18 protein-coding genes and 1 tRNA gene are annotated in these 26565 nt (G+C 59.2%); 7 read left to right on the plus strand and 12 right to left on the minus strand.

Annotated elements, in window-relative coordinates; genetic code table 11:
* Positions 1–92 precede the first annotated feature (92 nt).
* Positions 93–302 carry a hypothetical protein gene (locus NQ491_RS06180; protein WP_147524803.1) on the minus strand — a complete coding sequence of 70 codons (210 nt, stop codon included), beginning with the start codon at positions 300–302 and terminating at the stop codon, positions 93–95.
* A gap of 386 nt (positions 303–688) precedes the next feature.
* Between NQ491_RS06180 and NQ491_RS06185 the strand changes: the two genes are divergently transcribed.
* Positions 689–3712: a hypothetical protein gene (locus tag NQ491_RS06185; RefSeq protein ID WP_019246039.1), complete on the plus strand. Its 3024-nt coding sequence runs from the start codon at positions 689–691 to the stop codon at positions 3710–3712.
* Positions 3713–4231: 519 nt separating this feature from the next.
* Here the strand turns inward: NQ491_RS06185 and NQ491_RS06190 are convergent.
* Positions 4232–5464, minus strand: a complete 1233-nt coding sequence (locus tag NQ491_RS06190) for an alkaline phosphatase family protein (RefSeq protein WP_026089674.1) — start codon at positions 5462–5464, stop codon at positions 4232–4234.
* A gap of 235 nt (positions 5465–5699) precedes the next feature.
* Here NQ491_RS06190 and NQ491_RS06195 point away from each other — a divergent pair, with 235 nt between their 5' ends.
* Together NQ491_RS06195 and NQ491_RS06200 are read left to right on the plus strand one after the other, a co-directional pair.
* Positions 5700–8537 carry a TonB-dependent receptor gene (locus tag NQ491_RS06195; RefSeq protein WP_019246041.1) on the plus strand — a complete coding sequence of 946 codons (2838 nt, stop codon included), beginning with the start codon at positions 5700–5702 and terminating at the stop codon, positions 8535–8537.
* Positions 8538–8611: 74 nt separating this feature from the next.
* On the plus strand, positions 8612–10171 hold the full coding sequence (locus NQ491_RS06200; protein WP_019246042.1) for a hypothetical protein: 1560 nt from the start codon (positions 8612–8614) through the stop codon (positions 10169–10171).
* Positions 10172–11143: 972 nt separating this feature from the next.
* Here the strand turns inward: NQ491_RS06200 and NQ491_RS06205 are convergent.
* From NQ491_RS06205 to NQ491_RS06235, 7 genes are all read right to left on the minus strand, one after another.
* Entirely contained in the window at positions 11144–12004 is an 861-nt protein-coding gene (locus NQ491_RS06205) for a sigma-70 family RNA polymerase sigma factor (RefSeq protein ID WP_019246043.1), read from the minus strand.
* Between the two features lie 117 nt (positions 12005–12121).
* The gene (locus tag NQ491_RS06210) at positions 12122–13612 is read right to left on the minus strand and encodes a trypsin-like peptidase domain-containing protein (RefSeq protein ID WP_034283051.1); all 1491 of its coding nucleotides are present in this window, start codon (positions 13610–13612) and stop codon (positions 12122–12124) included.
* 491 nt (positions 13613–14103) lie between these two features.
* Positions 14104–15396, minus strand: a complete 1293-nt coding sequence (gene metK, locus NQ491_RS06215; RefSeq protein ID WP_019246045.1) for a methionine adenosyltransferase — start codon at positions 15394–15396, stop codon at positions 14104–14106.
* A gap of 219 nt (positions 15397–15615) precedes the next feature.
* Positions 15616–17937 (minus strand): translocation and assembly module lipoprotein TamL, encoded by a 2322-nt coding sequence (gene tamL, locus NQ491_RS06220; protein ID WP_019246046.1) that lies wholly within the window; start codon positions 17935–17937, stop codon positions 15616–15618.
* A gap of 113 nt (positions 17938–18050) precedes the next feature.
* Positions 18051–18509 carry an alanyl-tRNA editing protein gene (locus tag NQ491_RS06225; protein WP_019246047.1) on the minus strand — a complete coding sequence of 153 codons (459 nt, stop codon included), beginning with the start codon at positions 18507–18509 and terminating at the stop codon, positions 18051–18053.
* 140 nt (positions 18510–18649) lie between these two features.
* Positions 18650–19060 (minus strand): pyridoxamine 5'-phosphate oxidase family protein, encoded by a 411-nt coding sequence (locus tag NQ491_RS06230; RefSeq protein WP_019246048.1) that lies wholly within the window; start codon positions 19058–19060, stop codon positions 18650–18652.
* Positions 19061–19151: 91 nt separating this feature from the next.
* Positions 19152–19898: a nitroreductase family protein gene (locus tag NQ491_RS06235; RefSeq protein ID WP_019246049.1), complete on the minus strand. Its 747-nt coding sequence runs from the start codon at positions 19896–19898 to the stop codon at positions 19152–19154.
* Between the two features lie 154 nt (positions 19899–20052).
* Between NQ491_RS06235 and dapF the strand changes: the two genes are divergently transcribed.
* The 3 genes from dapF (at position 20053) to NQ491_RS06250 (ending at position 22437) form a co-directional block, all read left to right on the plus strand.
* Complete coding sequence (dapF, locus tag NQ491_RS06240) at positions 20053–20892, plus strand: diaminopimelate epimerase (protein WP_019246050.1); 840 nt, start codon at positions 20053–20055, stop codon at positions 20890–20892.
* Between the two features lie 86 nt (positions 20893–20978).
* Positions 20979–21194 (plus strand): hypothetical protein, encoded by a 216-nt coding sequence (locus NQ491_RS06245; protein ID WP_019246051.1) that lies wholly within the window; start codon positions 20979–20981, stop codon positions 21192–21194.
* A 394-nt stretch (positions 21195–21588) separates the two neighbouring features.
* Positions 21589–22437: an alpha/beta fold hydrolase gene (locus NQ491_RS06250; RefSeq protein ID WP_074431122.1), complete on the plus strand. Its 849-nt coding sequence runs from the start codon at positions 21589–21591 to the stop codon at positions 22435–22437.
* 1512 nt (positions 22438–23949) lie between these two features.
* Here NQ491_RS06250 and rpsT read toward each other — a convergent pair.
* The 3 genes from rpsT to NQ491_RS06265 form a co-directional block, all read right to left on the minus strand.
* On the minus strand, positions 23950–24201 hold the full coding sequence (gene rpsT, locus NQ491_RS06255) for a 30S ribosomal protein S20 (protein WP_026089676.1): 252 nt from the start codon (positions 24199–24201) through the stop codon (positions 23950–23952).
* A gap of 33 nt (positions 24202–24234) precedes the next feature.
* Positions 24235–24309 (minus strand) — tRNA-Glu (locus NQ491_RS06260).
* A 118-nt stretch (positions 24310–24427) separates the two neighbouring features.
* Entirely contained in the window at positions 24428–24772 is a 345-nt protein-coding gene (locus tag NQ491_RS06265) for a hypothetical protein (RefSeq protein WP_019246055.1), read from the minus strand.
* A 59-nt stretch (positions 24773–24831) separates the two neighbouring features.
* Between NQ491_RS06265 and NQ491_RS06270 the strand changes: the two genes are divergently transcribed.
* Positions 24832–26037, plus strand: a complete 1206-nt coding sequence (locus NQ491_RS06270) for a pyridoxal phosphate-dependent aminotransferase (protein ID WP_019246056.1) — start codon at positions 24832–24834, stop codon at positions 26035–26037.
* Positions 26038–26565 lie beyond the last annotated feature (528 nt).

Genomic DNA, 26565 nt, shown 5'->3' on the forward strand with positions numbered 1-26565 from the left:
CGGACCGCGGCACGGCGCCGTTCGACGGAGAATCCCATCCATTTCGAGTTTCAGGCGCGCGCTTTTCACGCGCCAACGGCCTGGAACGGGCCTTACCCCTTCTCCGACAAGCGTGCGGTCAGCCAGTCAATCCTGTTTTTCTGCAATTCGATGATTTCGTCTTTGGCTTCGATCACGCGACGGGCCATTTCCAGCAGGTCGGCCGGAGCCTCTTCGGGTCCGTTCGGCCGTACGATTTCGCCCTCGCCCCGTATCAGCCATTCCAGAGAAACTTCCGGATATGTGGCGATAAATTTCGCCAAAGTATCCTCGGTAATCCCGGTCGGACTCTCCAAGGTCCCCCGGGATATACCGGTTTTACTGTAAAATTCTCGCTTGCTAATAGACAGATTTTCAATATAATATAAAATTCTATCCTTAACTGGCGAAATATTTCGTCGTTTTTCTTGCATAATGGCGAAATCCTTCGTATTATTGCAGTGCTTTTACATCCGTTTTTATTCGTCGGCGAAGCTGGACACGCAAAAATCCGGCCCTGTTCGCTCGTGGCTATAAATCGGATAAAGATATACATTTTCAATTAATTTTTACTCAACAATTTTTCATTCGCGAAAGGCCGAAATCATGGAGGGGGAGAGACACACTCAGACACTATTTTGTTCAACTCAAACAATTTAACCAAAAGACTATGAAGCGAATTTTTATCAACCGAGTTTTGGCGTTTCTCCTGATCGGGGCGACGCTGACTTACGCCGGCTGCAAGGACTACGACGACGACATCGGGAACGTGCAGACCGAACTGAGCGAGACGGCTGCCGCGCTGCAAGAGCAGCTGGGTGCCTTGCAGACGGCCCTGACCGGAGCTCAGAACGAGGCGGCTGCCGCGACACAGAAAGCCGCAGCAGCCAAGGAAGCCGCCGATGAGGCCGCCGAAACGGCTGCGGCAGCTCAGAAAGCCGTCGCCGATGCCAAGACGGAGGCCATTCGGGAGGCTATTTCTCAATGCCAGTCTCTGATTTCGGACAAGGCCGACCAAAGCGCGCTCGACGAGCTGGCCAGCCAGATCGAAGGTATCGAGAAAAACCTGTCGCAAACGCTGAAGGACTATGCCACGATCGACGACATGCAGAAATTCGAGAAAGCGCTGGAAGTACAGCAGAAAGCGCTGGAGAAGTACGCCGACGAGCTCGGCGACAAGGCCTCCTCGGCCGATCTGACGGCGCTCGATCAGAAACTGTCGGGACTGATCGAAAACATCCGCAAGAGTGCGATCGACCAGGCAACCCTCGAAAAGGCCGTGAAGGACCTGAACGCCGAGATCATGAAAAAAGTGGGAGAACAGCTTTCCTCGCTCAGCGGCGTACTTTCGTCCCGGCTGACGAGCGTGACGCTGGTTCCCGGCCTCTATGTCGACGGAATCCCCACGATCGAGTTCCTGTCCGTATCGTACAATGCCCTGACGATCAATCCGGACGGTAGCACGAAGAAAGCCGCGAAAGCCACGATCGTCTCCGACGAGTCGACAACGGCCGATTATCGCCTGAATCCTACCGGAGTACAGAAGGAGGATATCGGAACGCCCTCGTTCGTTTCGACGACGGCCGTGACCCGAGCCGCCGAAACGGGAGAAAATACGCCTGTGAAAGTCGTCGGCCACGACATCGAAAACGGCATCCTGACCGTCAATGCGGCCAAGACCTCGACCGAGTCGCTGAAGCTCGACGGCAACAAGATCTATACCGTCGCGCTGAAAGTGCCCGTAGCGGACGACTGTCTGTTCGAGAACGAGACCGAGGCTTATGTCTACTCCGAATACGTCCGGCTCGAAGAGTCGACCGTAACGCCCGTTATCGCCGCGCAGTTCGATAATTCGCAGCAGATTACCGATTTCGATTGCGCTCACGGCGCGCATCATCATTTTTCGGACTACGCTACGATCTACGGTGCGGCACAGGCCGAAAAAATCTCCAAGAGCATCAAGTACAACGAGCCGTTCGACCTGGCCGGCATGGTGACGGGTTGCTACGACGACGGGGCGAACGCCAATGAAATGACCGCAGACAAACTCGAGGGCTACGGTCTGAAGTTCCGTTTCGAGCTGGCACCCGATGCTTACAAGCTGGGACCCAACCAGACCGATCAGCAGCAATTCGCCCGCATCGACGGAACGACGATCACGTCACAGGTTCCGGGCGGCGAGGCCAACAACCGTGCGGCTATCGACAAGGAGCCCATCGTGCGGGTAACGCTGGTCGACACGACGAACGAGAATCAGATAGTCGACGTGGCCTACTTCAAAATCAAGTGGGTAGAAAATTCCGTCAGCCCCGACCCGATCGAACTGGGCGAGATCAAGACTTATGTCCAGAATCTGAGCTGCTCCGCCATCGAAAACGACTTCCTCTGGAAAGACATGACGCAGTACGTCTATGCTAAGGTGAAGGAAGGCGGCATGTCGAAAGACGAATTCGAAGCTATCTACAAACTGAAAGTCAACGGCGAGGGTACCTTCGGCGAAGGCGACGGCGTAATTACCGAGCAGACTTCGGACGTATCCGAGGACGCCGTAGCCCTGAAATGGACGCTCGACGCCGAGGCGATCGGCAAGATCGTACCGGCCACGTCGAAAGAGTACAGCATCCTGATCACCTATACCGATCCGAAAGGCGTTGCGGGCGATGTGACCTTCTCGCTGAAGTGCACCGTCAACGTCACTCTGCCGTCGATCAGCGGCTACTACGACCATTACTGGCTCACTCCGGGCAAGCTGGTCAACATCTATCCGGTTCAGTACAACCCGGATACGAACGTGATGCCGGCAGGAACGACCTGCGTCTACAACTACGACCTGATGCAGCTCTTTACGCCGGGCGCGGATATCGTGAAAGACGTGCTTACGCCGTGCGGGAAATGGGATTTGCAGTTCGCCCTGACTCAACCCGTAACGGGATACGCTCCGAACCTCTCCGTCGAACCGGCCGGAGCGGCCGATGACGCGGGCTACTCGCTGCTCAAAGGCGGGGAAACGGCCGCTGAGCTGACCTTCGCCGACGGAGTCGACAACTGGTATGCGCCGAGACATCCGGACGCGAACGCCGTCAGCTTCTCGATCGAGAAAAACGACGCGGGCAAGAACCTGATCGACAGCGATACGCCCAAGCAGGTTACGTTGAAAGTATGGGCCGACCTGAACGGATACAACAAGATGCAGGTGGCCGAATTCAACGCGAACATCATCGCCCCGCTGACGATCAACGCCGAACTGGAAAACGCTTCGTTCCGGGATCACGTGATCGGAGGCTCGGAGATCGACTGCTCGAACGCTTTCACGATGACCGACTTTAACGGCTATATCGTAGCCGAAAGCGACATCGTCGACGCGGAGGAGAAAGAGAAGTACGCCGCTGCGCTCTGGAAATACTATGAAGTCGAAAGCGTGGTATGGGACACCGACAACGCCAAGATCGGCATGAAACGGGAGGGAGGCAGCATCAAGCCCGACGACCAGCTGACAGCCGAGCAAAGCATGCCGCTTGCCGATGTCTATGCCGGAGCCTCGATCACGGCCAAAGACTCCAAGCTCGTATTCACAAACAACAGCGCAGGAGCCGGCGTCGAAGAAGCCTGCAACGTCTTCATCCCCGCTACGGTGAAATACGGCTACGGCGAAACGACCAAGTGGGTCAAAGTACGTCTGGAACCGGGCAAATAACCGCCACCTGATTCTGTTTACGAAAGAGCGCCTCGAAGATTCGAGGCGCTCTTTTTCTATTCCGACGACAACCGGCGTTCCCCGCGCCTCACGGAACCGACCGGCTCCGTCGGGCGATTCGTTTCGTCCGAATACAGCGGTATGTCCGACGGGCGCACTCGTTCCGATCTCCTCCATCAAAGCATGCCCCGGGCAGGAAAGAACCGTCGCCCCGCCTAAAAAGCATCCGATCCGATCCACTCCGCAACCGGCCCGAGACGGGTATCGCGATAAAAACGGAACAAACACCCGAAAACGCCCCCGCAAGCGAAAAAGCATCCGGGTTCCCTCCCTCTTGTCCGATTCCGCAAACCGACCCGCCGAGAATCATCCCGGCGAGGCAGACCGGAAACGGCTCTATCCGTGACCGGAAAAGCGAGAACCGAGTTCTTGCCGTCCCGCCGAAGCGTAAAAACACTTGACGGAGCGATGCGACCAGCTTATGATCGCACCGGAATCCGTGCAACCAGCTCCGGCAAACTACTTTTTCTCCGGAACCCAGCAGTTCAGATGATTGCCGGGCGTCACGACGACGAACTTGTAGAAACCGTTCGGATCGTCGCCCGTATCGAACACGAAGCGCCGCTCTCCCGCTTTCACGCGGCCGGCTTTCGTCCACTGGTCGCACTGTCCGTTTTTGAAATCGTTGGTCCTCGAAACGTAAACGGTAGCCGGCGCCCGGTCGTCGAGACTTTCCCACGTCAGCTCGATCGTCCGGTTGCCGCGCACGGCCTCGAGAGCGCAGATATCGGCTTCCCCGATGAAAGGCGCTCCGTCCTGTTCCCACAACACCTCCTGAGGCACGTCGAAATCCAAAAAGCGAGCGAGCGACGGAGCGATGTCGACGATCGACAGCCATGGTTCGGCGAAGCGGGCATTTCCCCGAACGTTCGTCGCGATCCACGAGGTCCGCTCGCGCGCGGACTGTCCGCCGTGATGATGACCGTCGTCGCCCCGGCCGTGGTCGGTCGTCACGACGACCATCCACTCCTCGTCGAAATATTTCTCGCGGTATTCGACCGCTTCCCAAATGCGTTCGATCTGACGGTCGGCCTTCATCACGTACTCGTCGAAATAATCGCCGTTGCCGTAGATATGCCCGGCATCGTCGGTATACCACAGATAGACCCAGCTCAGGTCCGGCGCCTGCTCGCGGATACCGGCCGCCGCAGCCCTCGACACCGTATCGTCGATGCGATAGACTTGCAGATCGTCCTTCTCCTTGGGATAGTTCTTCTGGTCGAGATCGAAACCGTCGACGACATAGTCGATCCTCAGGTCTCCCGTCTCGGGCAACCCTTCGCCGAGCAACACGGTGCGGTTGTCGGTCCAGCTCGAATAGAGAGCCGTCGTCACGTCCCGCTTCTGCTCCTTGGCGATCCGGAAAATCGACCAGTAGCTGTAATCGGGCTTCGGAGAATTGTCCCATACGTTGTGTTTGTTGGCCCATGCGGAGGTCAGGATGCAGTTGTACCCGACAGCCGAAATGGTCGGCGTTTCGCAGTACGTGCCGGCGATCCCGCCGCAGTAGGCCCTCGAATAGCCGCCCTCGGCCGCGATCCGGCCGATTGCAGGCGGTTTCAGCCGCTCGATCATATCGGCCGGAACACCGTCCACGATGATAAATACCGCCTTTTTCGCCTTCGCCCCGTATCCGCCCCAAGGGAGCAGCAGCAGGATCGACAGAATGATCAGGATGTGTTTGCGATTCATGCTTTCCTCGTTTAAATCGTTCAATGGAAGCCCAAATTAACGATTTTTTTCGGATTCATCCTTTGCTTCGCAGGAAAAACCGAGCACGCGCCGGTCTTTTCCCTCTTAACATTCTTTTTACGTGAAGCCCGGTTCGTAACTTAAACTTCACGGTTTGGTCTCGGTACGTTAACCAGCCGTACCGCAGGGACCGGTAACTTTGCGGCATCGAAAACCAATACGCCTCTATCAACTCATGACCCGACTGACATCGTTCTTTTTCATGCTGAGCATGCTTTCCTTTCCGGCACGGGCCGACGCCCAAGCCGCTTCGGCCGTCGTGCACGGCACCGTTGTCGATGTATCGAGCGCCCCGATCGTCGGAGCGACGGTCGCCATCGAAGGAACGACGCTCGGAGCGATCACCGACTCCGAAGGCAAATTTCTGATTCTCGGCGCCGAACCCGGAACGGCCGTTGTCACGGTGTCGTTCATCGGCTACAAACGATTCCGCAGCGAACCGCTCGAACTGCGCAGGGACGAATCTTGCGAGTTGAGCGTAACGCTCGAGCCCGAATCGTCGCAGCTCGACGGAGCCGTGGTCGTCGCGACGCGCAAGGTCGACAGCGACGCGGGACTGATCGCGCAGATGCGATCGGCCCGCTACGTCGCCAGCGGCATATCGGCCCAGACGATCGCCCGCACTCAGGACAAGGACGCTTCGGAAGTAATCCGCCGCGTCCCGGGCATTTCGGTCATCGACGACAAGTTCGTCATCGTCCGCGGACTGGCCCAACGCTACAACAACGTATGGATCAACGGGGCGGCCGTGCCGAGCTCCGAAGCCGACACGCGCGCGTTCTCGTTCGACGTCCTGCCCAGTTCGCAGATCGACAACCTGCTAATCGTCAAGTCGCCCGCACCGGAACTGCCGGCCGACTTCTCGGGCGGTTTCATCCGAATCCGTACGAAAGTCGTACCCGAGGAAAACTCGCTGACGATCAGCTACGGCACAGGATTCAACAGCGTCACGCACTCGAACGATTTCCGCTATGCCCCGGGCAGCGCAACCGACTGGCTCGGCTTCGACAACGGCATGCGCTCGCTGAAAAACGTTCCGCATCGCGTGGACAACGACGACGTCACGACGGTCGACCGCGTGACCCGCACCGGCTTCAACAACGACTGGAGAGTGCTGAGCCGCCGCCCGACAATCGACCAGAAACTGAACATAGCGCTGAACCGTCGCTTCGTGACCGCCCGCCGCGACGCGGTCGGGCTGGTCGCGGCATTGAACTACTCGAACACGAACAAAAGCCTGCTGCGCATGGAAAACTCGCAGTTCGGCATCTACAACTACACCGAAGACGAACCTCTGTACAACTTCAAATACACCGACAACCAATACACGAACGACGTGAAGCTCGGCGCTATGCTGAATCTCTCTTACGTTCCGGCAGCCGACAAGCGCTCGTGCGTAAGCCGTTACGAATTCCGCAACATATTCAACCAATTGGGACGCAACCGTTTCACCGACCGCGAAGGATGGCGCAACGTCAGCGGATATTACGAGCAGCAGCAGGACGAATACTTGTACGTGAGCCGTAGCGCCTACACGGGCCAGTTCGCAGGCAGTCACGACTGGATCCGCAGCGGCGCGAAGTTCGACTGGAACGCAGCCTACTCCTACTCGAACCGCCGCCAGCCCGACCGCCGGATCGTCGAGCGCGAGAAAAATCCCGAAAACGGCATTTACGAATACTCGATCGATCAGGGCAGCGTATCGCGCTACTTTACCTCGCTCGACGAGCACGTCGTTTCGGCCGGAGCGAACCTGAGCCTGCCGCTCTTTCCCGACGGGATGCTCCGCCCCGAGTTACGCACCGGACTATACGGCGAATACAAAACGCGCCGCTACGCTACCCGCAACTTCCTCTACAAGTGGAATGCCTATCAGAACAAGCTGCCCGCCGGTTTCGGCTCGCTGCCCGCCGAGCAGATCTTCGCACCGGAAAATCTGGGCGCACCCGACAAGCTGCACGTTCAGGACGAAACGCACAACACGGACGACTACTCGGCCCACAGCGACGTGCTGGCCGCCTACGCGGCGCTGAACATGTCGCTCGGGCGCTTCAACGTCTACGCCGGCGTCCGTTTCGAAAGCTACCGCTCTTCGCTCGAAAGCTATCCGTCGGAAACCAATTTCCGGACCCGGACGAACACCTACCGATACAACAACGCGCTGCCGTCGCTCAACGCCACGTATAACCTGACGCCCCGGATGCTCGTCCGGCTGGCATACGGCATGAGCGTCAACCGGCAGGAGTTCCGCGAGCTGTCGCCGTCGACTTACTACGATTTCGACATGTTCAGCACGATTACCGGCAATCCGGACCTCCGGCAGGCCGTCGTGCAGAACGTCGACCTGCGCTACGAACTCTATCCGGCCGCCGGCGAAACGATTTCGGTCGCCGTCTTCTACAAGCATTTCAAGAATCCGATCGAATGGAACTATGTCGATGCCGGCGGCTCCTACCAGTTTTCGTTCGAGAACGCCCGCTCGGCCCGCAACTACGGCGTCGAGATCGATCTCAGGAAAAGCCTTGCGTTCATCGGCATGAACAATTTCATGCTGACGTTGAACGCCGCATGGATCGAAAGCAAGGTTCTGTTCGGCGAGCAAAGCCGCGAACACGACCGGCCGATGCAGGGACAGTCGCCCTATCTGGTCAACGCCGGACTGTTTTACCAGAACGGCCGGATCGGCTTCGCGGCCGGCATTCTCTACAACCGCATCGGCAAACGAATCGTCGGCATCGGCCGGGTCAGCACGAGCGGAGGCGACACGTTCAACAGCAATATCCCGGACATGTACGAGATGCCGCGCAACTCGCTCGATCTGACGGTCGGCCAACGCCTCTGCAAATGGCTCGAAGCGAAGGCCGCCGCGCGCGACCTGCTCGGCGACGCGGTCCGCTTCATGCAGTTTCCGCGCTTCAGGGACTCGGAGGGCGTCGTGCACGAACGCTCCCAAACAACCAAGCGCTATTATCCGGGCCGCAGCTTCTCGCTGTCGCTGACGGCCACGTTCTGACCCTCGCGGCATACGAAAAACGAGTAAATCTCACGTCTTCGGAAACACCATTCATTCCTTAAACTATCTACACGATGAAAAAACAGATGATTCTGGCCATGATGGCCTCGGTCGCCATACTGGCGGCCTGTTCGGACGATGACAACGGCAGCGGAAATCCCGGTCCCGGTCCGGCCCCCTCGGGCGTCTACGAAACGGGGCTCGTATTCGGCGAAAAGGAAGGATCGGACTCGGTTTACTACATAGGCAACGGCGACAAGCACTTTCCCGCACCGAAAGGCGACTACGTGCTGAACGCCTCGCGCAAGTACAAACTGCGCGGCTGGGTTTACATCGAGGACGGATCGACGATCACGATTCCGGCCGGTACCGTCATCCGGGGCGACAAGCAGACTCAGGCAGCGCTGATTATCGAGCGGGGCGGCCAGATCTTCGCCCGGGGGACCGCTTCCAAGCCGATCGTCTTCACGTCGGAAGAGGCTCCCGGCAACCGTCGGCCGGGCGACTGGGGCGGACTGATCCTCTGCGGCCGCGCCAGCAACAATAAGGGCGAGCAGCAGATCGAGGGCGGTCCCCGCTCGTATCACGGCGGAGGCAGCAACCCGGTCGACACCGACAACTCGGGCGTGCTGAGCTACGTGCGCGTCGAGTTCGCCGGCTTCCCGTTCCAAACCGACAAGGAGATCAACGGCATCACGTTCGGCTCGGTCGGCAGCGGAACGACGGTCGACCACCTGCAAGTATCCTACTCGAACGACGACTCGTTCGAATGGTTCGGCGGCTCGGTCGGTTGCAAATACCTGGTAGCTTATCACGGTTGGGACGACGATTTCGACACCGACAACGGCTTCTCGGGCAACTTGCAGTTTTTGCTCGGCGTGCGCGATCCGCGCATCGCGGATAAATCGCTGTCGAACGGCTTCGAGTCGGACAACAACTCCGACGGTTCGGACGAGGAGCCTTACACGACGGCCCGTTTCTGCAACGTGACGCTGATCGGCCCGATGGGTCAGGACGCCGCATTCTATAACCAGTCGGCTTCGACCGAAAATCCCGGAGCCTACATCAACGCGGGCGAAATGTTCCCGAACAACGGCTCGGGCCTCGGCCAGTTTCAGGCAGGCGTGCAAATCCGGCGCAACTCGCGCATCAGTCTATACAATTCGATCGTAACGGGATGGCCCGTCGCGCTGATGATCGAAAAGGACAAGGGCGATTCGCCCGCGGCGGCCACAGCAGGCCTGTTCGAAATCAGTAACGTCCACTTCTCGGGGTACGACAAAGCACTCGAATCGTTCGACAACACGGCAATCGATCCGGTCGTCGGGATTCTTTCGTCCGACCAAAACAAGACATGGTTCAAGGGGAACGGCTTCACGGACGGCATCTTGCTCCGGGAAAGCTATGCCAACAAGTTCTACGACGCGATCGACGGCGTGGGACTGGCGCAACCCGTCAGCACGCGCTCGGGCTTCGATCCCCGGCCAGGCGCCGGCAGCGCTGCCGTGAACGCTTCGTACACGGTTCCTTCAGGCTTCGACGCCTCGGGCAACGGTTTCGCCGGCGCTTTCGGAACCGGAGAGAACTGGATGGACGGATGGACCAACTTCGATCCGCAGAACACGGTATACTGATCGCACCGTCGGCCGCTCGAAGGCCGCTCATAGGTAAACCGCATAGCGGCCATCGGCCGTTATGCGGTTTACCGTTCCGGAGAGAATCGGGAAAGCGGCCAAACGTCTCTATTCCCGATGCGGAAGTACGACCCGATTCGCAGGATATCAACTCGGAGAGCCTTTACCCGGTTACGACGGCAACGTCTCGTCCGGACACACGAAGCCCCGTGCTGCTCGAGGTTCCAGAGCTCGGATGAGAGAAGTCCGGACCCTCGGTGAATGTGTGCGCACGGGGCTCGTATGGCCAAATTCCGCAGACGAACGCGCCGCCATCGGGAATCCCTACGGAACAGTCTATTCAATAATCGAGCCTTTCTGCTCTCGGCATTCCGATTTTTTATCGCGCGGGCAGACGAGGCCCTATCACCCGCCTCCAGCCGCGCCTTCGGGACGCAAACTCTCGTCTCGGAAATTGCCGAACAATCGGGTCGCCGGCCGGGCGCTCCCTTCCCCGCACTACATCGCCAAAGCCGTCCGGTACGCCGTGCCATCGACAGGATAGCCCCGATTCCGTCATCCGCGACCGCGCCTTCGCAGACCGGCTTCGGATCGAGCCGGCACAGTAAACCTCTCGGGTTCCTGCCGCATCTGTCCGCGCGGCAGAAAACCGAATCTGGGACATCGGGCCGGCCGGTGGGCGAAACCGGTCCGGCCAAACGCCTATTTTCCTCGACAGCCCGAACTACCCCGCTCCGACGCGCAACCTCTCCCCCGAGACTTTTCCTCCCATGCGTCCCGCGTCCTCGAATACGCAGTCGACAGCCGATGCGGCAGACCGTTGACGCCGGACAATAAATGACCCGGACTTGCCTCGTTCGTTCCCAAGATCGTCAACAAATCGATCGCTCAACCTGTCATAAATCTTAAGAACGAACGAGGCAAGCCCGGGTCATTCTGCATGACGACATACCCGGCGGCAGTCCGCCCGAATTATCCGAGATAGGACTTGAGCAGCTTGCTCCGCGTACTGTGACGCAACCGGCGGATCGCCTTTTCCTTGATCTGGCGTACCCGCTCGCGGGTAAGGCCGAACTTCTCGCCGATCTCCTCGAGCGTCATCTCGGAACATCCGATTCCGAAAAAGTATTTGATGATATCCCGCTCGCGGTCGGTCAGCGTCGACAGGGCGCGCTCGACTTCCGTGCCGAGCGACTCGTTGATCAGTCCCCGGTCGGCGATCGGCGAATCGCTGTTGACCAGCACGTCGAGCAGACTGTTGTCCTCCCCGTCCGAGAAAGGCGCGTCGACCGAGACGTGACGGCCCGATACGCGCAGCGTGTCGGTCACTTTCTCCTTCGGCAGATCGAGCTCGTCGGCCAGTTCCTCGGGCGAGGGCGTGCGTTCGTGCTCCTGCTCGAAACGGGCGAAGGCCTTGTTGATTTTGTTCAGCGACCCCACCTGGTTCAGCGGCAACCGCACGATCCGGCTCTGTTCGGCCAGCGCCTGAAGGATCGACTGGCGTATCCACCATACGGCGTACGAAATGAACTTGAATCCCCTCGTCTCGTCGAACTTCTCGGCGGCCTTGATCAGCCCGAGATTTCCCTCGTTGATCAGATCGGGCAACGACAGGCCTTGGTTCTGATACTGTTTCGCAACAGAAACGACGAACCGCAGGTTGGCGCGTGTCAGTTTTTCGAGCGCTTCCTTGTCGCCCTTCTTGATCCGCTGCGCCAGATCGACCTCTTCCTCCACGGTGATCAAATCCTCCTTACCGATCTCCTGCAGATACTTGTCCAGCGACGCGCTCTCGCGATTGGTAATGGATTTGGTGATTTTTAATTGTCTCATGTTATCCCTTTCGTTGTTACGTGTCTTCCGCCTTCGAGAGGAAAGATTGTCCGGCCTCCTTATTCCGGAGGCCGGACAACCCCTCGCAGGGCAATCACCGGGGATGACTTCGGCCGCTTACTTGACGGTAGGCGAGTAGGCCACCACACGACCGTCGGGATATACGCCCTCGATGTATTCGATCTTCGACGTGATCCGGTTCAGATCGCCGATCGAGCGAACGGGACGATCGTTGATGTTCGTGATGATATAGCCTTTGCGAATCCGCGCGCTTTCGAGTATGCCGCCCGGCTCGATACCTACCACTTGCACGCCTCCGCCGATCTTCAGCGCCTTCTTGGTCCGCTCGGACACCTCGGCGAACTGACCTCCCAGCGCGTCGTATGCCGAAACGATATCCTTGGTGATTACCTCGGTGTTGCCTGCCTTATTACGCAGGACGACCTCGATTTGTTTCACGTCCGAGCCTTTTTTTACTCCGACCGTCACCTTATCGTTGGGCCGATGCTTGGCGATCTCCTCGGAAAGCTGAGCCGAACCGTCTATTTTGATGCCGTTGATCTCGACGATCACGTCGCCCGAGCGAATGCCGGCCGCATGGGCCGCCCCTTCCGGATCGACTTCGGCGACATAGATTCCGCCCGGCTCCCGAATGCCGGTTTTCTTACCCTCCTCCGTCTCGAGGAACTCTTCGGTCAGCGGAATATACTGAATGCCGAGCATCGCGCGCTGCACGACTCCGTGCTCCTTCAGGTCGACGACCACTTTCTTGACGATCGACGTCGGAACGGCGAACGCATAGCCGATGTAAGTGCCGCTGCGCGACTGGATCAGCGTATTGATGCCGACCAGCTCGCCTTTCGCGTTGACCAGCGCGCCGCCGCTGTTGCCCGGATTGACCGCCGCGTCGGTCTGGATGAACGACTCGAGGCTGAACTGGCTCGGCAGCGCCTTCAGGCTACGGCCTTTGGCGCTCACGATGCCGGCCGTAATCGTGCTGCGCAGGTCGAACGGGCTGCCGATGGCGAGCACCCACTCGCCCAGACGCAGGTCGTCCGAGTCGCCCATCGGGATCGTAGGCAGGTCCGTCGCGTCGATCTTAATGAGCGCCACGTCGGTCGTCGGGTCGGTCCCGATCACCTTCGCGTCGAACGAACGGTTGTCGTTCAGCGTCACGCGCAGTTTCGTGGCGTTTTCCACGACATGGTTATTCGTGACGATGTATCCGTCGGGGCTGATGATCACGCCCGACCCGCCGCTCTTGCGCTCGCGCGGCTGCTGGGGCTGCTGCTGATACCCCCGGGGCATGCCGAAGAACTCGAAAAACTGCTCGAATCCGCCTCCCCCGCTGTAATAGTCGTTCTCGACCTCCTGCGTATTGACGATATTGACGACGCCTTTCACCGCATTCTCGGCGGCATACGTCAGATCGGGATAGCTCCCCGGCTCGTAAGAAGTGAAATGCGTACCCACGTTCGAAGCGAACTCGGTCGAAGGAGCGGCATAGGCCTCGCCCTTCTCGGTCGCCCGGGCCACGCTGTAGGCAGTCGCTGCGCCGGCGGCCATCGAGGCGGCCAGCATGCCTGCAAATAACAGAACCTTTCTCATAGAAATAAGTGTTAAAATTATTAAAATAAAAAAGGTAAAATCAATTCATTTCGGTTCGAATTTTCGTTTTCCGGCAGGCGGCTTTCCCGTTTCGACATACGTTCGGGCCAGCCGCCCCCGTCTTTTTTCCGGCCCGCAGAATCCATACCAGACTCGGCAAGGAAAATTTCCGGGACACAATACAAACTCCGAAAGAGCCGCCCGTATTGTGTATCATCTCGTTTTTTTACCGTTTTCAGCCCCCGCCCTCCGTGACAGAAAACCGCTTCCGGTCCTCCGAGGCAATACCGAGCCGCCCAAGAAAATGTCCGGACTCCCCCCGCCACAATGACGGCAGCGACGGTCCTAACCTAATAAATTAAAGGAGCGGCCTCCCGGAAAGAGCGCGGCGCCCGCATCGGGCCGTCTGAACCGATCCGGCCGAACGGGCGACGACAAGAGCCGCCCCTGCTCGGGAACGGCTCCTGATCATGCGCTTCTATGGCCGTAGGCTATTTCAGCCCGAACTCCTTGCGGATCGCGTCGACGGCGTCGAGCTTCTCCCAGCCGAAGAACTCGATCTCCTTCTGCACCGGCTTGCCGCCCTCGTAAACGGTCTCCACCTTTTTATAAGGACGGTTGCCGAAATGGCCGTACGAGGCCGTGGCCTCGAAAATCGGATTACGCAGGCCGAACCGCTCGACGATCTTGGCCGGGCGCAGGTCGAACAATTTCGCTACGCGGCTTGCGATCTCGCCGTCGGAAAGTCCCAGCTTGCCCGTACCGCGCGTTTCGACGTACACGCTCAGCGGCTCGGCGATCCCGATCGCATAGGCCAGCTGAACGAGCACCTCGTCGGCGACGCCGGCAGCGACCATGTTCTTGGCGATATGCCGCGCCGCATAGGCCGCGCTGCGATCGACCTTCGAACTGTCCTTGCCCGAGAAGGCCCCGCCGCCGTGCGCGCCCCGGCCGCCGTAGCTGTCGACGATGATCTTGCGGCCCGTCACGCCCGTATCGCCGTGAGGCCCCCCGATCACGAACTTGCCGGTCGGGTTCACGTGCAGGATGTAGTCGTCGCCTATCAGCTCGCTCAGGCGGTCGCCGGCGCGCTCCAGCCGCGCCTTGGTTCGCGGAATCAGGATGGTTCGCACGTCCTCGCGGATCTTGTCGCACATGGCCTTCTCCGCCGCCTTCTCGCCTCCGGCCTGCTCCGGCGTGACGAACTCGTCGTGTTGCGTCGAAACGACGATCGTATGCACGCGCTTCGGACGATTGTCATCGCCGTACTCGATCGTCACCTGGCTTTTCGAGTCGGGCCGCAGATAGGTCATCACCCGGCCCTCGCGCCGAATGGCGGCCAGTTCTTTCATCAGCACATGCGAGAGAATCAGCGAAGCCGGCATCAGCTCACGGGTCTCGGAGCAGGCGTACCCGAACATGATGCCCTGATCGCCGGCTCCCTGCAGCTCCTCGCTCTCTCGCACGACGCCCTGATTGATGTCGGGCGACTGCTCGTGAATGGCCGACAGCACGCCGCACGAGCTGCCGTCGAACTTGTAGTCGCTTTTCGTGTAGCCGATCCGGTTGATCACGCGCCGGGCCACCTCCTGTACGTCGACATAGGCCTCCGAGCGCACCTCGCCCGCCACGACGACCAGTCCCGTCGTACAGAGCGTTTCGCAGGCTACCTTCGAATGATTGTCATGACGAAGAAACTCGTCGAGAATCGCATCGGAAATCTGGTCCGATACCTTGTCGGGATGTCCCTCGGACACCGACTCGGACGTAAACAAAAATCCCATTTTTTAAAATTTTAGCGTATGACTTTAAACAATGGGAAAAACTCAGCTGTCGGATAGGAGAAATACTGTTTTTAGCATTTTTTTCCGTGGTTGCAAGCGGCCAAATCTTTCCACAAACGGTCCGGCGCATGCCGTCCCGAGCCGCAAAGATAGCATATTTTCGGAAGAATGGCATCCGAAACTCGAAATATCTGTCTTATCCGAAAAAGCGGCGCATTCTCAGAACGGATAGCCCACGCCGAAATTGAGCGTCGTATTCTTCAGTCGGAAATGCTGAATCCAACGCTCCCCGGCCGGTTCGTTCGGATTGTGGAGCTTGATGCCCCAGTCGAGACGGAAGACGAAGAAACCGAAATCGAAGCGCGCGCCGAGACCGGTATTGAATCCGAGCTGTTTGTAGAACCGGTCGATTTTGAACCGGGTCTCTTCCGTGCCGCCCTGATTCATGAACCAGATGTTGCCCAGATCGAAGAACAGCGCACCCTGCAGAATGCCCCAAACCGGGAAACGGGCCTCGAGGTTGGTCTCGAGCTTGAAATTGGCCAGCTGGCTCGGATAGTCCGAGAAGTCGCGCTTCGGGTCGCCGCCGGGACCGAGCGTGCGGGCCAGCCAGCCGCGCATGCTGTTGCTGCCGCCGCAATAGAACAGCCGCTCGAACGGGATCGAGCTCGAATTGCCGTAGGCGTAGCCCCATCCGCCGTAGAACCGGTATACGATGCTTACCTTGGGAGCCAGCACGAATTTCTTGGCGATGTTCGCGTCGATACGGAAATACTGGGCGTATCGGATGCCGAACAGGCGATGGTAGGGCTCGCCGTCCGCAAGCCTCTCTTTCGAGCCGAACAGCCGGCTCAGACCGTCGATCAGGTTGCCGTTCGTCTCGAAGTTGAAGCGCATCATCAGCGAGCTCCGGTCGACGCGACGGCTCTGATTGTTGAAAATATACGATCCGGAGAGCCCGGCGATCAGCTGCGAGGTATAGCTGTTGCGCAGATAGGGGTTTTTCAGGCTGTTCAGAAAGGCCGAGTCGACCTGACGGAGCTTCACGACGCTGATGTCGGCCGGACGCAGCACGAACGAGCTGTTGCGCCCCTTGCCCCACGAGTAGCCCCAGACGGCGCTGGCCAGCGCCCGATGATAGTAGGGGCGGCGCTGCACGCTGTACGAAACCTCGACTTTCGTACGCGGATCGACAGCCCGGTTATAGCGATTCACCCGCAGCGGAGTAATCAGGCGCGGGAACGAGAAGGAGGTCGTGACGCCCAGCTCGAACGAGTTGCGCTTGGTTTTCACGCGCGTGAACTCATACCCGCCGCGCACGCTTACGTCGAACAGCTCCACGCCTCGGAACAGATTGCGGTTCTGGTAGCCGAGCGTCGCGGTCAGCCCGAAGTAGTCCGACGAGGTGGTTCCCTCCAGCTCGACCGAGTAGCTTTGCCTCAGCGCAGGCGTGCAGAGGATGTTGCAGTCGAGATACCGTTCCGAGGAATAGGCGACGGCCGAAGTGTCGGTCGCGGCGCCGGGGCCGCCGATATAAGTGACCGGACTGTCCCGGCCGGCCGAGTCGGACGCTTCCGAAAAGAGCACGCTGGCGCTTTTGTAGTATCCCAGCCGCATGATATTCTCATAAGTTCTCTTGACGTCGCTCTCGTTGTACAGCGCATTCGGATAAAGATTCACGGTACGGCGGAGAATCGAGGAGCGGACTTTCGGACGGGCGTCGTAAACGATTTTCAATCCCCTGTAGAGAGTCGTGTCGAGCCGCGAATTGTACAGGCTGTCGCTCACCGCCTTCGCCGGGTCGTATCCCGGAAAGACATAGATATCGCGCAGGCGGTACACTCGATTCTCCTCAACGATCGGCTCCCCCTCGGGCGTATAGCCTGCCATATAGGGCTTGACGACCATCGTCAGGTCGATCGTGCGGTCACCGGCGGTCGAATCGGCGACATACTCGATGTTGTTGATCGAGAAGTTGTAGTATCCCCGGTTCTTCAGGAACGACGCGATGCGCGACCGTTCGTCGTTGAGCACGTTGCCGTCGAAAATGCCGCCGGTACGGAGCAGCGAGGAAGCCGTATCGCTCAGGACGACCGGCCGCAGCGACCGGTCGCGGAAGCGATAGCCGATCTTTCCGATCCGGTACGGATCGCCCTGACGGGCGAAGTAGGTGACGCGGGCCCGCTTGCCGGCCGTGTCGACACGGAACCATGCCTCGGACTGCAGAAAACCCTTGCCGTCCATGTAGATCTTCATCGCCTGAGAGGAACGGGCCGTCAGCGACGAGTCGAGCAGTACGGGCGCTTTCCCGATCTTGCGCTTGAAGCGGTTCCACCATGTGTTCTTCCGTTTCGGGTTGGAGGAGTTATACGCCCAAAGGTAAAAGTTCGTTCCTAACAGGCGTTGCGTGGGATGCTGGCGAACGAACTCCTCCAGATCGGCCTTCGTGACGCGTTCCTGCTTGGAAAGCTCGCGGTTGCGCTCGATCCGGATGTCGTTGCGGGTCAACAGGTAGCTCCCCTGCGGGACGTGCTTCGTCACGCTGCATGCCCCCGCGAGCCAGCAGCATACGACCGCCGCGGCGAACCTCGCGCATCGCCTCGCTCCCCGATATATTCTTTCCTGTGGTTCCGGCACGCCTTTCTTCCTCCGATTTATTTCGCCAGCTTGAACCTGATCCGCAACACGCCGTCGGCCCAGTCGCTCGAAACGATCGCCACGGGCGGAATCTCGCTCGTGTTGCTTACGTGTTTTCCGATGCAGGGACAGCTGTCGAAAGAACCGATATGGACGATCCGGACTTCGGTCGCCCCTTCGGGCAGCCGCGACAGGTCGTAACGCTTCCGCGCCTCATCGACCGGAACGATTTCGGCACGCACGTCCGCGCCCGAGGCGATCTGTTCGTTGACCGTCCGCTCGATTCGTTCCAGTTCGTCGGGCGTCAGGCCGCGCTCGCAGCGAAAGTCGCATTTCGACTTCTTCCTTTCGATATGGGTCGTGAACGCGCGCGCGCAGCCGAGCATGCGGACGACCGCTCCGCCGATCAGGTGCTCGGCCGTATGCATGGGCGGATACTCCTCCTTGTTATGGACGCTCGCCTTGGACTCTTCCATCGTATCGCTTCATTTTGACAAAACCGCGTCTCGCCGTCCCCTGCCCGATACGGCGTACTATTCCGGCGCAAAGATAAGACTTTGCGCCGGGAACGGCTCCCCTGAAAAATCATTTCCAGTTCCGGAGCCCTTCCGACCGCCTATGCCAGACGGAACTTGACGAATTCGCCTCCGAGGTAGAACGCACCCTCGCCCGGAGTAAACTTGATCAGACAATAATTCGCATCGGACGGCCCGCCGGGGAAATGCGCCTCCAACCACGGCTGCCACATGTCGCACAGCGTCTCGGGATCGGTCACCACCTCGGCGTGTCCGATCAGGGAAACGCTGTCGTCTCGATCGTAGAACGAGGCTCCCGTCCGCATATTGCGCCGGATGTGAGCGACTTTCTCCGAATCGATTCCCGTAGCGAACCATATCGTCAGCGCATCGTCCGTCCGGAGCGTCTTTACCGGAACGGGACGCGGGAACCCCTCTCCGTTGACCGTAGCGAACGTAACGGCCTGGCAACGTTTCAGCAATTCGCTGGCTTTCTGAATGATCCTTTCCATAAGCAATCTCGTTTTGTCGGTTTGCGGTCCGCCGCCGGTCCGTCCGTCGCGGACCGGCCGGGAAACGCCCGCTGCGGCGGGCAGCCGGACCCTATTGATTGAAAAAGCCCTGCTTTTTCAGCATGTTGAAGTACTTGCGCGAGAACAGCCGGTTATCCTCGGCCGTGTACCGCCGCTCCGTGAAGATGCGGGCCAGATTGGGCAGTCCGTTCGCGCGAAGCAATTCGGCCGTCTCGGGCGAGGCTTCCCGCTCCGCCCAGATACGGTCGATCGTCTCGGGCGTATAATCCTCGTACCGTTCGCGGTGGACAACCCCTTCCAGAGGCAACCGGTCCGTCAGCGGAGGCATCTCCTCGGGCCAGCCCAACGTCACGGTCGTCACGGGCAGCACGCCTTCGGGCAGGCGCAGCACCTCGGCGATCCGGTCGGCATTGTAGATCGTCGTGCCCAGAAAGCAAACGCCCAACCCTTCCGACTCGGCGGCCAAACAAATGTTCTGCGCCGCCAGCATCGCGTCGATCGCTCCGCTCAGGAACCAAACGAAATTGTCATAGCCGGGCTCGGCTCCTCTCTGACGGCACCAAAGCGAGAAACGGCGCACATCGACGCAGAAGGTCAGCACGACCGGCGCGCCGGTCACCATCGGCTGACCGAAGTGGCAAGGCGACAACTCCTGCCGAATCGCCGGATCGGTCGTCACGACGATGCTGTACACCTGCATATTACCCGTATTCGAGGCTCGGACTCCGGCCTCGAGAATCCGCTCCAGCAGCCGCTCGTCGACCGGGTCGGACTTATAACTTCGCACCGAGCGGTGCCGGAAAATCGTTTCGATCATGTTTTTCGTGATTTATGGCCCTTCCGCCGCATTGCGAACGCACGACGGACGCCTTTTACAAATATCCGTTATTTTTTCCAAAGCAGGAAGGCTTTCTCCGAAAAATTGCCATATTTGCAGTAAGCGCGGCGCTTATCGGCCGGGCACGAGACGCATGGGAAGGAAATTCAGCAAATATCACGGAGCCGGAAACGACTTCGTCATGATCGACGGCCGCACGGAGCCTTTCGACGCCACGCCCGAGCGGGTGGCCGCCTTGTGCCGGCGCCGAACCGGCATCGGAGCCGACGGCCTGATGATCCTCGAGAGCGACCCGGCGGAGGAATTCCGCATGCGCTATTTCAACGCCGACGGCGGCGAAGCGACCATGTGCGGGAACGGCGGCCGGTGCATCGCGCTGTTCGCCCACCATCTGGGCATCGGCGGAATGCGGAAGCGCTTCATCGGCGTAGACGGCCCCCATACGGCCGAACTGCTGCGGGTCGAGGGTCCCGAGGGCGAGATACGCCTCGGGATGATCGACGTGCGGCGAGTGGAGGTGCACCCCGAATATCTGTTTCTCGACACCGGCTCGCCGCATTACGTCGAGTTCGTCGAGAGCGTCCGGGGAGTCGACGTCGCAGGGCGCGGCGCGGCGATACGCCACAGCGCCGCCTTCGCCGCCCGCGGAGGTACGAACGTCAACTTCGTCGAGATCGTTTCCGACGGCCATATCCGCATAAGGACTTTCGAGCGGGGCGTCGAGGCCGAGACGCTCGCCTGCGGAACGGGAGCGACCGCCTCGGCTATCGCTGCGGCCGTACGCACGGGCAGCCCGTGCCGGGATTACCGGGTCGACGTCGAGGGAGGCACGCTCCGCGTCGCGTTCGAACCGGACGGAAAGGGAGGCTTCACGCGGATCGAGCTGACCGGCCCGGCCCGGAAAGTGTTCGAAGGCGAGTTCGCGAACGATTTTCGGCGCGACGGAGAGCCGGAATTCCAAAAAAAATCCTAACATGGCACGAGGAGGCCGAAGCGGCCCGCAAATTGTGCAGAATCCAATACAGAACAATCGTTAACTTCATCACGTTTTCTCGCATCATGAAATCGAATCGGGGTTTCCGGCACAAAGCCAGCGACGGCGGGTCGGAGGATTTGTTAAGGCGGGCGGCCAAGCTCAGCCCGATCAAGAAAAGCGGAAAGGACAAGCGGACCATTTACAGCCAGATGGACGACGACGAGGCGGATGCCGAGTTGCTGGCGCTTCGCAAGCAAGAATCGGTACTCGACTACTTCGACGACGAGCAGGAAAGGTAGAGCCGGCATCTTCCGGACCATGCGCCCCAACTCTCCGGACGGCAAGCGGACCTTGCCGACAGCCGGAACCGCCGCTTGCCGTCCGAAGCGTCTCCCGCGCGGATCGTCCCGGAAGTGGAACGGCCCTTCGGGCAGACGGATAGCCGCATGCGCCGACGTCGGGCTTTCGATCCGCTGCGGAGTCCGCCGCGAACACCGGATCGGTTTGCCCGGACACAGGGCGCCCTCCGGAACTTCGCCGGACCGGACAGAGGGACGGCTCTGCAAGGTTCCCGCCCCCCTGCCTCCCGACAAGCCCCGGACCGGCACAGCCTTTCCGCTTGACCGTGTCCCCGGCGTGTATTATCTTTGCCTTTCGAACAGGGAAAGCGTCCCGTATATCTCTATCCGAATTATGGAAAAGTTCATCATGGCCAACGACACGGCCCTGCGGATCAGCGACAGCGGCCGGGGCGAAACGACGCTTGCGCTGCTGCACGGCTATCTCGAGTCGCTCGAAGTGTGGGAGGATCTCGCCAAACGGCTCGCTCCCTATTACCGGATCGTCGCGATCGACATTCCCGGGCACGGAATCTCGCAGGTTCGGGGCGAAGTCCACACAATGGACTTCGTGGCCGACACGCTGCAGGCCGTGCTCGAAAAGCTCGGCGTCCGTCGCTGCTTTCTGGCGGGACACTCGATGGGCGGCTATGCCGCAGAGGCTTTTGCCGAACGTCATTCCGACATGCTTCAGGGACTGATCCTGTTCCACTCGACGCCGAACGCCGACACCGAGCAGAAAAAGGCGGACCGGCTGCGCGAGATCGAGCTGATCCGAGCCGACAAAAAGGAGCTTCTCGCTTCGCAGTTCGCTCCGAAAGGCTTCGCCGAGGAGAACCGCCGGCGTCTGCGGGACCGGATCGGACAGCTCGAAGAACTGACGGCCGCGACCGACGACGACGGCATCGTCGCCTTGCTGCGAGGCATGATCGAACGCCGCGACATGAACGACATGCTGCACGCGCTGCAAGTACCCCAACTGTTCATCTTCGGCCGCATGGACGGATTCATTTCCGTCGAGACGGCCGAGCGGCTGGCAGCCGCACACCCGCAGGCCGAAGTGGCATGGCTCGAACATTCCGGCCACATGGGCTTCTGGGAGGAACCCGAAGCTTCGGAGCGAATTATCCGGTCGTTCATCGGCCGGCACGGAGGACAGGAAATAACGCCTGCATTCGATTCAAGCGATTCCTCGGCCCGATAGCACGAAACGTCCTCGCTCCGGCAAACGGCATGAACGAGAAGGCAAGACATCCCGCCGACGAACCGGGGAAGCCCGTATCCGCAAGCCGGGTATTTCCGATAACCCGAACAGCCGGCGAGTCAGGACGACGGCACTCGTAGAAAGGGCCGGAAATAAACACGGCCGGCGACCGATCTCGGACCATCCAAGACAAAAACTCCAAGGGCACGGAGTCCGTTCCCCCTCGGATATAATTCTAAAGGACGGAGACCTACGCAAAGAGGAGAGGAGACGAGCAAGAAACGGAGGCAAAGAACGGCGATCGAGAGACAAAAACAGGCCGGAGAGGCGGATTTCCGTCATTCGGAACGGCCGATGCAACGAAAACCGACGAAACGGCATCTCAATAAAATATTGAATATACAGCGCAAGCAGACTAACCTCGCATTAATTACAAACGACACATATTGCAAAATACCCGCACAACAACAAAACATTCGTAAAAATATCGCAAAAAGAATCGCCGAATGCAAAATTATATCGATTTTCTATTCGGATTCGTTGCATATCGGATATTTCTTCTTACATTTGCTTCCGACATACGTCGAAAGACGACGTGTCTTAGCTCTACTGTGAAACCTAGGAAATTTCGTTGTCCAGAGCTAAAGCACGAGCCCGCGTCGGGAGGCACCGCATGACGGATGCCGCCCGGCGAGTGTGGGTGAATCTCGGTCGGAACGCTCCGGCACGGAACGTGCTACAATTCTGTATTATGCGCATGCTTCAAGGCGTGGGCTGTTCGTGCTTTATTCGGACAAGGCTTCCTAGGGCCTCACGGTAGATAATGCGCGACGCCCACGTCTTCTTTCTTTAGCTATCTCGCCGAACAATCGATCCGGCCTGGAGTCGCACGGAATCCGTTTTTCCGTGCCGTTCGCAGCCAAAACGTCGGAAAAGCGGACCTGCCCAGTCCCTGTTTCCCGCGCACGGGAATCGTCTGCCGCCCGTCTGCGACACAGTGCACGGACGATCCGGGAAGCACCCTTTGCGGGCGGCGCCGAGCTTTTCGAACAGCGGGAGCGGCCTATGTCTACATATCGGGGCACGGACCGCCGAAACGGGAAGAGTTGGGCTTCCCGATTAGGTAAAAAAGGGGAAGATTTTTCGAGTCCGTGCCCCTTTTTTCGTTTCCGGCGATCCGCCGATCTCCGTTCCGCATCCAAAACCGGACTCGGACCCGATTTCAGCACGTCGACAAACTTCGCAATTCTTTTCTGCGGAAACGACCGAGCGACCCTGCCGGTTGACTACCGATTCGCCCGGCAGAGCGAAACGCAGAGCCAAAAAAAGCGCGGCTTCATGCGCCCGCGACAGGAAAGCACGGAAATGGCGGCGTGATACCCTCGCGGAACATGCCGGCCCGATACGAAATCCTCCTTGCCGCAAAACGACAAGGAGGATTTCGTATCGGTACATAACAGAAAAGCCGTCCCACCGGAAGGAACGGCTTCGTAAGCACGGTCGCCCGACCCGCTACAGCGCGTTGACGTGAAGCTGTACGCTGCTCTTGAGGTTGGCCGCCTTGTTCTTGTGAATGATATTCACCTTGGCGAGCTTGTCGAGCATGGCGGTCACTTTCGGAAGCAATACCAGAGCGGCCTCCTTCTCGGTCGTGTTGCGCAGCGCCTTCACGGCGTTACGAGCCGTCTTGTGGTAATATTTGTTCCGAATCTTCCGCACCTCGGTCTGGCGTATTCTCTTCTTCGATGACTTATGATTTGCCATTTCCGTAACTTTATATGATAACTTACATTTCGATGGTAGCCCATAGGAGAATCGAACTCCTCTTTCAAGAATGAAAATCTTGCGTCCTAACCGATAGACGAATGGGCCATAGCCTCATCTTTTGGCAGATTCAGCGGTGCAAAGGTAATCAAAAAGTAATAACCTGCAAATTTTTACTTCAAAAAACGCCTGTCCCCGCCTGCTTCCCGTAACCGGCGGAAGCGAATCAGCCCTTGCCGGCCCGCTCGTGCCGGTCGTAGACGAAATAATCCGCCGCCAGCACGACCAGCAGCAGAAAATAGGAGACCGAGCCCGTCAGAACGGCCCGGATCAGGACATACAGCATGCAGGCGGCCGTGGCGACCAGCAGCCGCTGCCGCTCCGTCGTACGGTCCAGGTTGAGCAGATACCCAATCCGGCGGCGGCCCACCAGCAACAGGTAATATCCGATCGAGCCGAGCGACACGACCAGACCTGCCGTCGGATAGTCGTGTCCCAGAAGCGCTCCGAGCACCGTCCATACGACGACGACCGCAACGGCCGTTTTTCTTGGAATGGCGAATATTTTCATCGGACGCAAAGGTACGACAAAATAATTTAGTAGCTTTGCGAGGTTCAAAATATCGTATCATGCCTAACTTGTCCGACAAGGGAATCTATCTGCCCCCCTCCCCGATCCGCAAGCTGGTGCCGTTCGCCGAGGCGGCGAAGCGCCGGGGAATCAAGGTATACCACCTCAACATCGGCCAACCCGACATCCGGACCCCTCAGGTCGCCGTCGACGCCGTGAAAAACATACACGACCAAGTGTTCGAGTACGGGCACTCGGCCGGAAACGAGAGCTATCGCCGCAAACTGGCCGATTACTACCGGGGCGTCGGCATCGACGTGACGACCGACGACATGGTGATCACGGTCGGAGGATCGGAAGCGATCTTCATGGCGATGACCATCTGCCTCAACCCGGGCGACGAGGTGCTGGTGCCCGAGCCGTTCTATGCCAACTACAACGGCTTCGCCATGGAGGCGGGCGTCAACATCAAGCCGATCTCGTCGACGATCGCCAACGATTTCGCGCTGCCTCCGATGGAGGAGTTCGAGCGGCTGATCACCACGCGCACCAAGGCGATCCTGATCTGTAACCCGAACAACCCGACCGGTTATGTCTACTCCGAGCAAGAGTACGAGCAACTGAAAAACATCGTGCTGAAACACGACCTCTATCTGATGGCCGACGAAGTGTACCGGGAATTCTGTTACGACGGTACGAAGTGCATCTCGGTCATGAATCTCAAGGGAGTTGAGCAGAACGTCGTGATGATCGACTCGGTATCGAAACGCTACAGCATGTGCGGCGTGCGTTTGGGCACCCTCGTATCGCGGAATCGCCGGATCATCGATGCCGCGCTGAAAATGGGGCAGGCCCGGCTATGTCCCCCTTATCTGGCCCAAGTGGCGGCCGAGGCCGCGCTCGGCGCGCCCCGCAGCTATTTCGAGGAGGTACACGACGAATACGCCGCACGGCGCAACTGCATCATCGAGGCGCTGAACAAGATCGAGGGGGTCTACACGCCGATGCCGAAAGGATCGTTCTACTCGATCGTCAAGCTGCCGATCGACAGCAGCGAGCGCTTCGCGCAGTGGCTGCTCGAGGAGTTCGAGTACGAGGGACAGACGGTCATGGTCGCCCCGGCTACGGGCTTCTATGCCTCGTGCTATCTGGGACACGACGAGATCCGCATCGCCTACGTAATCAACCGCCACGATCTGCTCGCCGCAGCCAAATGCCTCGAGGAGGCGCTCAAGGTATACCCGGGCCGCACGATCGGACGGTGACCCGGCACGCGCCGACAAGCGCCGCATCCTGCAACAGCCGCTTCCGAGCGGCTGTTTTTTACCGAGGCTATGCGCCACAAACAGGCTCTCCGATCCTGAAGGCACGATTGCGGCAGAAACCCGAAACGCGCCTCGGACGGCGCGAAAGAGGACAGTTCCGGCACCCGCTGAGAAGCACCGTGCCCTGCATACAGCCGCTTCCGAGCAGTTGTTCTTCACCGAGGCCGTGGGCGCGAAGCGTGGCTTCCTACCCTGAACGGTATTTGCGCGGCAGAAGCCCGAAACGCAACACGAGCGGCGCGAAGGCTGACAGTCCCGGCATAAAGATGCGGAAGCGGAACCCGGAACATCGATCCGCACGGCCTGAAATCGCAATGCACTGAAAAGGAAATCGACCCACTCCGCCGTTCGGGCTCCCGACGGGACAGGCGCTCCGAATCCGAAGGCAACGGCGAGCGCTTCCCGAACAATATACGGCAGCCGGTCCGGCGTGACAATCACGCCGGACCGGCTGCCGTATCTGCCGAA

This window comes from Alistipes ihumii AP11 (genome assembly GCF_025144665.1).
Lineage (GTDB): Bacteria > Bacteroidota > Bacteroidia > Bacteroidales > Rikenellaceae > Alistipes_A > Alistipes_A ihumii.

What these genes read in the sequence shown, in the direction of transcription:
- NQ491_RS06210 (WP_034283051.1), bottom strand. Translation starts at nt 13,612, where the DNA reads ATGAGAAAGGTTCTGTTATTTGCAGGCATGCTGGCCGCCTCGATGGCC.
- NQ491_RS06225 (WP_019246047.1), bottom strand. Translation starts at nt 18,509, where the DNA reads ATGGAAGAGTCCAAGGCGAGCGTCCATAACAAGGAGGAGTATCCGCCC.
- NQ491_RS06245 (WP_019246051.1), top strand. Translation starts at nt 20,979, where the DNA reads ATGAAATCGAATCGGGGTTTCCGGCACAAAGCCAGCGACGGCGGGTCG.
- dapF (WP_019246050.1), top strand. Translation starts at nt 20,053, where the DNA reads ATGGGAAGGAAATTCAGCAAATATCACGGAGCCGGAAACGACTTCGTC.
- NQ491_RS06270 (WP_019246056.1), top strand. Translation starts at nt 24,832, where the DNA reads ATGCCTAACTTGTCCGACAAGGGAATCTATCTGCCCCCCTCCCCGATC.
- NQ491_RS06195 (WP_019246041.1), top strand. Translation starts at nt 5,700, where the DNA reads ATGACCCGACTGACATCGTTCTTTTTCATGCTGAGCATGCTTTCCTTT.
- NQ491_RS06235 (WP_019246049.1), bottom strand. Translation starts at nt 19,898, where the DNA reads ATGATCGAAACGATTTTCCGGCACCGCTCGGTGCGAAGTTATAAGTCC.
- NQ491_RS06265 (WP_019246055.1), bottom strand. Translation starts at nt 24,772, where the DNA reads ATGAAAATATTCGCCATTCCAAGAAAAACGGCCGTTGCGGTCGTCGTC.
- rpsT (WP_026089676.1), bottom strand. Translation starts at nt 24,201, where the DNA reads ATGGCAAATCATAAGTCATCGAAGAAGAGAATACGCCAGACCGAGGTG.
- NQ491_RS06205 (WP_019246043.1), bottom strand. Translation starts at nt 12,004, where the DNA reads ATGAGACAATTAAAAATCACCAAATCCATTACCAATCGCGAGAGCGCG.
- NQ491_RS06185 (WP_019246039.1), top strand. Translation starts at nt 689, where the DNA reads ATGAAGCGAATTTTTATCAACCGAGTTTTGGCGTTTCTCCTGATCGGG.
- NQ491_RS06230 (WP_019246048.1), bottom strand. Translation starts at nt 19,060, where the DNA reads ATGGAAAGGATCATTCAGAAAGCCAGCGAATTGCTGAAACGTTGCCAG.
- NQ491_RS06200 (WP_019246042.1), top strand. Translation starts at nt 8,612, where the DNA reads ATGAAAAAACAGATGATTCTGGCCATGATGGCCTCGGTCGCCATACTG.
- metK (WP_019246045.1), bottom strand. Translation starts at nt 15,396, where the DNA reads ATGGGATTTTTGTTTACGTCCGAGTCGGTGTCCGAGGGACATCCCGAC.
- NQ491_RS06250 (WP_074431122.1), top strand. Translation starts at nt 21,589, where the DNA reads ATGGAAAAGTTCATCATGGCCAACGACACGGCCCTGCGGATCAGCGAC.
- NQ491_RS06190 (WP_026089674.1), bottom strand. Translation starts at nt 5,464, where the DNA reads ATGAATCGCAAACACATCCTGATCATTCTGTCGATCCTGCTGCTGCTC.